Origin of the sequence: Belnapia arida, assembly GCF_016773205.1 — a bacterium.
Classification (GTDB): domain Bacteria; phylum Pseudomonadota; class Alphaproteobacteria; order Acetobacterales; family Acetobacteraceae; genus Belnapia; species Belnapia arida.
In genome coordinates this window covers 1-8,418 of record NZ_JAETWB010000082.1, presented here as the reverse complement: position 1 = coordinate 8,418, position 8,418 = coordinate 1, and the positions used below count along the sequence as shown (strand labels likewise).

Genomic DNA, 8,418 nt, shown 5'->3' with positions numbered 1-8,418 from the left:
CGCCGCGTCAGACGCCCAACCAGGCCAATAAATGGCCTACTCCCACGCAGCAGGCAGGCTTTTCAGCAGCCTGCTAGTGCAGCGCTGATCCGAGGATACGATGACCACGCCACTGAAACCACGGGACCAAAGCTTCCGACACCATCATGCGGCGGCATGTGCTGACCGCGAAGGTCACTGGGGTCCGCCCGGAACGCCGTTCGCTGCAAGGTTCTCAGAGTGACAAACATCGCACGCCACCTCGGGCAAACCTTCAGCTTGAAGCGCCTCGGCGAGCGGTTGTGGCACATGGCTCGAACCGCCGACAACATGCTGCATCAGGATACAGCTCCTACTAGGGCAGTGAGTCTCAAGTGGCCAATGAGCAAGCGGATTTCCGGTTCAGCCAGCGCCGCATCCTACCTCCGACACGCCCTACTCCGTGGCTTCGCGGTGCTCGTCGCACTCGCGGCGAGCCCAGCTTGGGCGCAGATCGAGGAACAGGGCCCGCGCTCGGACGGGCCGACCACCTCAACCCTTCGGAACGCTTTGCCTGATGGCGGCGACCCCGCCGGTATGGTCAAGCGCCTCTCGGAGCGCGGCATCGAGTTCCGGCTCTCCTACATCGCTGACGCGCTTGGCAATGTACGAGGCGGACAGCGGCGGGGTTGGATCGGTCAAGGCCTGTTCGAGCCTTCGCTCCGAGTAGACTTCGACCGTCTTGCTGGTATTCATGGCTTGCGCGCCTATGCGAACGGCTTCTTCATTCACAACACCGGCCGGATCCGGCGCGACTACGTCGGCGGCGTGAACACCATCGCCGCCATCGAGGCCATGCCCCGCATCCGCCTTTCCGAGCTGTGGCTCGAGCAAAGCATCGCCAACGGCTTGGTGCGACTGCGCGCAGGCCAGCTTGCGGCCGATGTGGAGTTCTTCTTCTCCGACCTGTCGCCGATGTTCCTGCAGAGCGATTTCCCGACGATCAGCGCGCTCAACCTGCCAGGCGGTGGGCCAGCCTTTCCATTGGCGACCCCTGGCGTAATGGTGCAAGTCGTTCCAAACGACCAGCTCAACTTCCGTGCGGCATTGTTCAATGGTCGTGTCTCCCGCACCGGCGAGGATGACGACCAGGTCCGCAACCGGTACAACACCGACTTCCGCGTGCGGGACCCGGGGCTGTTCTTCGCAGAGGCGCGCTTTCGGCAAAACCAGGCAGCAAGCGAGAATGGCCTTGCGCGTACCGTCCGGCTCGGCGGCTGGGCACATCTAGGCCGCTTCGACAACCAGCGTCGCGCCGCCGATGGCTCGCTCCTCGCTGACCCTTCGGGCTCTGGCGTGCCGCTACGGCGTCGGGGCACGGGCGGGCTCTACGCCGTACTTGACCAGCAGCTCTGGCGGCCCGCCGGCGGCGACGCGCTGTCAGGCATCTCGCTATTTGGACGGATCTCCGTCGCCCCATCGGACCGCAGCACGATCGGTTTCTACTTCGATGGCGGGATGGTCTTTGCCAATCTCGTACCCGGGCGGCCCCATGACCGTTTCGGCTTCAGCGTCATCCATGCGCGCTACTCAGCCGGTGTGCGCCGCTTCGACCAGGATCTCCTACGTCTCGATCCCGACGCCTCGACCGGCCGGCGCACCTCCGAAACCAACCTGGAGCTAACCTACCTCGCCGAGATTGCGCCCGGCTTCGACCTTCAACCTATCGTCACGCATATCTGGAATCCGAGCGAGAGGCCTGGGCGCAACGCGCTCGTCGTGGGGCTGCGGACGCGGATACTCTACTGAGCGGCACCAACCGCCCAATGCCTGACCGTTCCACCCCGCCAGGACGAGGAGGATAACCACGGCGACGAGTAGGACAGCTTACCATATCCAGAGGCCTTGTGTGTTTCCGGAGAAGTCCATCTCCGTGTCTCACCTGCTTGGGTCAGAGTGAGCCATCGCCGGCAAAGTAGTTCGATAGCGCTGCACCCACCTATGTGGCCGGCGAAGCGGCCGCGTTTGTCTCGTTAACGGCTACCCGGTCCGTACGCGATCAGGATGACAGCGTCGCCGCTGATGACAGCCGATAACAGCCCGCATCGAACAGCAGCGCGAGGTCGGCCAAGCCGCGCTCGATTGCCAATGAGGCGCTCTGGCCGTTGTTGCATAAGACGAAATAAAGAAAACTGTTTACGGACCAAGCTTAAACGATGAAATTCCACCTAAACCAGAGGTGTCTAAGTTCCTCAGCGATATAGCATTTTAAAAGGCGATTTGGGTGCAATCACCATGAGGCTGAGTGTTGCCAGTCGGGTGGACATTGCTAAACCGTTTGCGGGGTGGACGTAGACCGGCAGAGCAAACAATGCGGTGCCGCGCTCCGACGGCGCGATGGCGCCCTGAGTCACGAGCGGTCTATGAGCGCATATCCCCCGCCGCCAAACCGCATGCCCGGAAGCGGAGGAGCGCTTTACGGAGTGAAATATCTTCCCCACATCATCGGCTTAGGCGCCGATCCGACGCGACTTGCCGCTTCCAATCAAGGGAGCGAAACAGATTGGCGAGGACGTCCACTATGGCCGGAAGGGCAGACGACGATGGCTCAAATACTCAAAGCACGCCGCATCCTCCTCCTCGCCGCAGGCGCGACCGCCACATCCGGCCTTGTCGGCCCACTACGGGCGCAGGGTCTCGCCCCGACTTCCACGATGCGAGGTGGTGCGAATAACTACCTGCCCGGCGCACCTCTCGTTGGGCGCATCGGCGGCGGTGGCTTCCTGATGACCGGCACCGTCCGGCGCGCGGGCGACGGCGCCCCGCTGCCAGGTGTGCGCATCCAGATCTGGGCGCACACGACGGAAGGGCACGAGCGCGACCCGCACAGCCACGGCGCCACACTGACGGACGTGAATGGCGTGTTCCGGATGGAGATGCCGCAGATCATCCCCGCCTTCGGGCAGGCGCACGGGCACTTGGCCTACGACGCAATGCACGATAACAACGGCTTCGAGACGGTCTTCCTCCGGCCCGTGATGCGGAGCGCCAGCGACACAAGGCTGAGTGCGGATTTCGTTCTACGACGGGCGTGACCGGCGTGAGGTCCCTACGGGCGGTTCTGATCTGGGCGGCCTTGGCCGCCGCCCTGGCTTTGCCGGTCGCCGTCGCGGCGCGGAGTCCGCTGCTGGCATGGCGCGATCCAGTCTACATCGCGGCCGGGCTCGCGGGGGTGGTCGCGCTAGGACTGCTCCTTCTCCAGCCATTGCTCGCTGGAGGATACCTGCCGGGGTTGCGCCTGCGGCTTGGGCGGCGAGTGCATGCCTGGGTGGGCGCCGGGCTTGTGGCGGCTGTGGCGGTCCATGTCGGGGCCCTGTGGCTGACCAGTCCGCCCGACGTCGTGGACGCCCTCCTTCTGCAGTCGCCGACGCCGTTTTCCGCGTGGGGCGTGGCCGCAACCTGGGCGGTGCTCGCTTCCGCGCTGCTCGCCGCTCTGCGCGGTCGGCTGAGATGGAGGCTGACGGTCTGGCGCCTCTGCCATGTCAGCCTCGCCTTGGTGATCGTCGTGGGCAGCGTCGTCCACGCGATGCTGATCGACGGAACCATGGGGCTCGTGTCAAAGGCGGCGCTCTCCGCCCTGGTAGTGGCGGCCGTGGTGAAGGTCGTGATCGATCTGCCCCTCCTTGCCAAAGTCCGCTGGAGGAATGGTTCACAGCGCCCTCGGGTCTCATCCAGAGCGGAGATTCGGCGGCCCCTGCAACGATGACGGTGCGCCGACGACATGCCCACTTGGCTTGCGAATGGGGTCTCGCCGGCCTCGCGGCGGTGACGCAAGTAGCCCGGCCGTGGCTGAGTTGTTAAGTTGTCAGGTGTGCCATTCAGACACAGCCGCTCGCCGCAATCATATCGTGAAGGTTCGCCACCGGATCCTAAGTCACCAGCTCGATCGACTGCTGAACGTCGTCATTCCGCCGCGTGCCTCGTCAGTGCCGAGCACCGACGATGCCAGGGTGTGAAGTTAACGGGATTTCCACATCCGGCTCATTGCTGAGAAGGGGCGCAGGGTTTTGGTGGAGAGCGAACAGCTACGGCCGGCGCAGTCTCACGGAAACCGCGGTCAGCAGATTAAAAATGATCGCCGGACCGAAGCTGCGCGCCCGCCTCTTGCCTGCACAAAGGCGAAGTCGTCATGGCTACCATGGTGCTCAACCGCATGATCCGGGCTGCGAGGCCGGTTTCGGCTCGCATCCCTATCTCGGATCGGGCGGAGCCAGCACCGTCTACTCACTCGCATCCGTGCACCAGCGCCCTCAAAACCCGACCCGCATGGCGAAGTGCGCCGTCAGCGGTGGCGCCAGGAGGTAGCCGCCATCGTAGTAGATCGTGGCATAGGTTTCGTCGAAGGCGTTCTGCAACCTCGCGCTGAAGCCAAGCGCCGGGTGCGGCTGCCAGTTAAAGCCAAGACTGACGACGGTGTAACCGGGCCGCGTTTGTGTGTTGGCATAATCGGTATAGGCCTGCCCAGCGAAGCGCACGCCACCTTGCGCTTCCCAGCCCGGCGCAAAATTCCAGCTCATCCATAGTTTGGCGCTGACTTGCGGCACTTGGACCGGCACCTTCCCAGCGTAGGAGACGGCCGTGCCGTTGATGTTAATTCGAACACCGCGGCCCAAATCTCCCGCCCCCGCCAACTTCACGCCGCGTGACGATTGCTGCCCGACCTGCTGCACCAGATCGGGGTTGCTGGTGCTGTTCGATAACAGCCCCTACTTGACGATTTCATAAGCAGCCAGGGTCCATTCTGCCCTGCCGTTCCACAGCACCTGCTTGACGCCGACCTCGACCTGTCTGCCTAAAGCCAGATCGAAATCGCGTTGGGCCGGTGAGAGCGTAAGCAGCGAGCCGACGGGATCTGAGGCAGCGGAGAACTGCGCCTAGAGCGAGACATCCGCCACCGGCTGGTAGACGAGGCCAGCACGCCCGGATGGCTGGTTGAAGCTCCTCTCGTTGCTGGTGCGCTGCACCAGGTCGCGGCGGGTCAGGTGGATGCTGTCGAACCGCATGCCGGTGACCAGGGCGACCTTGGGCGTCAGTGCCAGCCGATCTTCGGCAAAGACCGATACCTGATTGGTCGTGCTGCTTTCGCGCGGACAGGTGCCGGCCAGGTTGATGAAGCGGCCCGGATCGAAGCCCGTCAAAGGGACATCGGATGAGCCGCCATAGGGCGAGTTGCTGGTGCGGCCAAAGGTGACGCGGTTGACGTCGGTCCCGATGGTCAGCGTATTGTCCATGCCGAACAGGGTGCGCCGCAGCGAGGCATCCAGCCGGTTGCCGTACTGCTCCTGATTGTGAAGAAGTTCGATATAGTCGAAGCGGTTCACCAGCCTTGAGGCCAGCTGGCACCGTGTTACATGGCTCGCGGGTGTGGGCGCATGGCGTCCTACCCTGATCTGGGTTTATGTGAGGCGGACGTACTCCGGGCGTCCGAGCTCGAGCATGCGGTTCAGCACGTCGGCGGCGACGGCAACCCCGGCTTCCTGACGCCTGTCGGTCTGCGAGCGTAGACCATCGCCGATGACGCGCTTCCACCGCGAGATGTCGGCCTCCACAAGGGCGCGCCAGTTATACCCTAACGCCCGCTGCCAACCCATGCGGCCGCGCTCGGCAATGGTCTGCAGATGTCGGTCCCGCTGCGTCGGCTCGGTCCTAGCTGTATCGCTCCGTACCGCACTCGATCGGGGTGGAACGATGACGCCGGCCGCCGGATGCCGCGCGGCAACAGCGGCGTAGACGTCGTCCTGGTCGTAGGCTCCATCGCCGGTAAAGGACGCTACTGGTCCGCCAACCTGGTCGAGCAAAGGCCCGACCCGCAAGCCGTCATCGGTATCCTTGTCGGTCAGCGCCAACGCGACGATCCGCCCGGTGTCGGCGTCGGTGGCGAGATGGAGCTTGCGCCACCCGCGCCGCGCCCTCGTGCCGTGCTTGTCCACGAGCCACTCGCCGGGGCCGCAGAGCTTCAATCCCGTGCTGTCCACCAGCAGGTGCACGGGCTCGCGCCCAGGGCGAGGACGCGGCACCTCTAGCGTCTCGGCCCGGCGGCTTATGGTGCTGTGGTCGGGCACGGCGAGGTCGAGCCCAAGCAGGGCGATGATGGAGGCGATGAGGCCTTCCGTCTGGCGCAGCGCCAGGCGGAACACCGCCCGCAGGGTCAGCGCCGTGGTGATCGCCAGGGCGGAGTAGCGGGGCTGACCACCACGGCCAGTACGACGCTCAGCAAGCCACACCTTGTTTGCCTCCGCCGTGAACCACACGGTGAAGCTGCCGCGGGCGCGCAGACCAGCCCCGTAGGAGGGCCAGTTCGTCACCCGGTGCCGCTGCTTCGGGATGCGGTGCCGGCGGTCGGCATTAGCCTTGTACGGCATGGCGGGCGCCTCATTAGCCGTCGAGGTTAGCCCTCACGGCAGCGTACCCGAGGATGCCCAACCGGGCGACCCATGCACCAAGGTCGCTCCCACTGGGACGGCACCAGCGGCGATCAGACCAGCTTCGCCGCCAATCTTCCAGACGAGCACTGCCAGTTCGGTGTCCGGTGCGGCAATCAGTGTTAAAGCGGTGGCCGAGTGAAGGCGGCAACCTGCTGGGGTAGGAGGGAGAGCAGGTCGTACCGCGACTCGGCAGACGGCATCTGGCCCTATGCCTGTCCTGCCAATAGGTGGCGTATTCGGCCTTCGCCGTTAATTCAGTTCAACTCCTTCATGGACTGCCATCCGGCCAAGGTATCCCGCTGTCTGCCTCTTGGCTGACTTGTTAAGTGTCGTTGATATGGCAGCGTCCGTGTGTGCCAAGGTATGCGGCCGGGAAGCACCAGCAACGCAAACCCGATCTCATTTGCATGGAACGTCGTAGCCGATGCGAGCCAGGAAATTGTGAGAGCACCGAAGATTCGTGTAGGCGCGGCGAAACAATGTTATATCAGCCAAGACAGGAGAACAACGTCAATGGCGAAGTCAGAAACATCCGCTCCACGCGGCACTAACAAAGTCATCAAAGCCTTCTTTGAGACTTTGGATTCGACGCCTGACGCCGGCAGGCCTCAGGTCGCAAAGGCGGCGCTGGCCGCAATCCGGGAGAAGCTGACAGCCCGGAAAGACAAGGCAAAGGCCATCCGGGAAAAAGAAAAGGCCAAGTCTGCCCGCGGCAAGGCAGTGCCCACGGCTCGCAGAGCAGCTTCGTCGTCGCGTACTGCAAACGCCCGCAAGACCCCGGCCGCGGATGCTAAACCGGCACGGTCGGCCAAGGCACATAAAGCCTCTGCACCGAAGGCCACGAAACGTCCGGCGTCACCTCGTGTCGCACCTGAAGCTGCTGTGGAAGCTCCGCCGCCAAAGAAGGCCGCCCCGCGTCGGCTCAGCGCTCGGAAAAAGCTTGCCCCGGAAGCCTCTCCGGCGGTCAGCCAAACCGCGCCAGATAGCGACTCGATGAATGGTGCTTCGTCTGAAGGCACCGGCAGCGTCGAGTAAGAATGTGCCAAGGGCGGCTTCGGGGGCCGCCTTGGCGTGGCGCAGGATGGCAGGGGCGGGTATTCTCCCTGGCTGTGCCTTCAATCTTGGCAACACTCTGGCTGATGGCGGCAGCCAATGCACCGAGCTCGTTCAGTTGTACCCAACAACGTTCAGCAGGTTGCCGCGGCGGCCACAAAAGACCTTGAGATCGCTGACACGGGAATCACGCTTGAGCGCCTGCGGCATCTGCATTGCGAGGCCATTCATGCCGCGCTGCATGTCGGTGTGGCCTGCCGCGAACCAGATCCGGTTCAGATCACATCAGGAAGTTGAGGTTCATTCTCAGCAAGCAGAGTGTGGTTCGCTTGGCCGGTAAATGATCATGCCCGCAAACAACTCAGCAGTTGCAAGACACATGTCGCAGCTAGATGTTTGGTCCCGTGATTTGGTGGTGCGGGTCATGGATAAACCTGGACGGCTCTTCTGTCCAGGCTTTGCAGATGGCTTCGTAGGGGGTGAGGCCGCGTAGGGTCTTCAGCCGACGGGCAAAGTTGTAGGCGGCGACGAAGTCGGTGAGGTGCTGACGCAGCTGGTCGTGGCTCTCGTCGTAGAACCGCTTGACGGTGGCATCCTTGATGGTGCGGTTCATGCGCTCGACCTGACCATTGGTCCAAGGGTGTCGAGGCTTGGTCAGCCTGTGCTCGATATCGAGCTCGGCGCAGGCGAACTCGAAGGCATGGCAGAGGAATGGCTGCTTGCTGGCCAGCATCTGCTTGATGTCCTGAGGCGTCCAGCCATCGCCGGTGGGCTCGGTGAAGTGCGTGCCGTTGCCGGTGAGCACGGTGTGGATCGTGTATGGAACCGCCGCGGCGAGCGCTCGCAGGAAGTTGGCCGCGATACGGCGCGTGGCCTTCTCGTGCAGTTCGACAAAGGCAAACTTCGAGGTGCGGTCGATGGC

General features: G+C 63.7%; 9 protein-coding genes. 4 read left to right on the top strand and 5 right to left on the bottom strand.

What is annotated here, in order from left to right; translation table 11 throughout:
* Window positions 1-219: 219 nt before the first annotated feature.
* The 3 genes from JMJ56_RS31875 to JMJ56_RS31865 all read left to right on the top strand — a co-directional run bounded on the left by JMJ56_RS31875 (window position 220) and on the right by JMJ56_RS31865 (window position 3,724).
* Complete coding sequence (locus JMJ56_RS31875; protein WP_202835901.1) at window positions 220-1,767, top strand: carbohydrate porin; 1,548 nt, start codon at window positions 220-222, stop codon at window positions 1,765-1,767.
* A 977-nt stretch (window positions 1,768-2,744) separates the two neighbouring features.
* Window positions 2,745-3,053, top strand: a complete 309-nt coding sequence (locus JMJ56_RS36315) for a peptidase associated/transthyretin-like domain-containing protein (protein WP_202835900.1) — start codon at window positions 2,745-2,747, stop codon at window positions 3,051-3,053.
* Window positions 3,054-3,094: 41 nt separating this feature from the next.
* Window positions 3,095-3,724: a ferric reductase-like transmembrane domain-containing protein gene (locus JMJ56_RS31865; RefSeq protein WP_202835899.1), complete on the top strand. Its 630-nt coding sequence runs from the start codon at window positions 3,095-3,097 to the stop codon at window positions 3,722-3,724.
* A 544-nt stretch (window positions 3,725-4,268) separates the two neighbouring features.
* Here the strand turns inward: JMJ56_RS31865 and JMJ56_RS31860 are convergent.
* From JMJ56_RS31860 to JMJ56_RS31850, 3 genes are all read right to left on the bottom strand, one after another.
* On the bottom strand, window positions 4,269-4,691 hold the full coding sequence (locus JMJ56_RS31860) for a TonB-dependent receptor domain-containing protein (protein WP_268885188.1): 423 nt from the start codon (window positions 4,689-4,691) through the stop codon (window positions 4,269-4,271).
* 201 nt (window positions 4,692-4,892) lie between these two features.
* On the bottom strand, window positions 4,893-5,339 hold the full coding sequence (locus JMJ56_RS31855; RefSeq protein WP_202835897.1) for a TonB-dependent receptor domain-containing protein: 447 nt from the start codon (window positions 5,337-5,339) through the stop codon (window positions 4,893-4,895).
* Between the two features lie 75 nt (window positions 5,340-5,414).
* Window positions 5,415-6,380, bottom strand: a complete 966-nt coding sequence (locus JMJ56_RS31850; RefSeq protein WP_202835896.1) for an IS5 family transposase — start codon at window positions 6,378-6,380, stop codon at window positions 5,415-5,417.
* 576 nt (window positions 6,381-6,956) lie between these two features.
* Here JMJ56_RS31850 and JMJ56_RS31845 point away from each other — a divergent pair.
* Window positions 6,957-7,478 (top strand): hypothetical protein, encoded by a 522-nt coding sequence (locus JMJ56_RS31845; RefSeq protein WP_202835895.1) that lies wholly within the window; start codon window positions 6,957-6,959, stop codon window positions 7,476-7,478.
* A 132-nt stretch (window positions 7,479-7,610) separates the two neighbouring features.
* Here the strand turns inward: JMJ56_RS31845 and tnpB are convergent, their stop codons facing one another.
* Both tnpB and JMJ56_RS31835 read right to left on the bottom strand, forming a co-directional pair.
* Entirely contained in the window at window positions 7,611-7,766 is a 156-nt protein-coding gene (gene tnpB, locus JMJ56_RS31840) for an IS66 family insertion sequence element accessory protein TnpB (protein WP_328702521.1), read from the bottom strand.
* 118 nt (window positions 7,767-7,884) lie between these two features.
* Window positions 7,885-8,418 (bottom strand): integrase core domain-containing protein (locus JMJ56_RS31835; protein WP_202835893.1); only part of this gene is annotated, 534 nt, incomplete at its 5' end.

Excerpts from the sequence above, each read along its gene's own strand:
- JMJ56_RS31850 (WP_202835896.1), bottom strand. The coding sequence starts at position 6,380 with ATGCCGTACAAGGCTAATGCCGACCGCCGGCACCGCATCCCGAAGCAG.
- JMJ56_RS36315 (WP_202835900.1), top strand. The coding sequence starts at position 2,745 with ATGACCGGCACCGTCCGGCGCGCGGGCGACGGCGCCCCGCTGCCAGGT.
- JMJ56_RS31845 (WP_202835895.1), top strand. The coding sequence starts at position 6,957 with ATGGCGAAGTCAGAAACATCCGCTCCACGCGGCACTAACAAAGTCATC.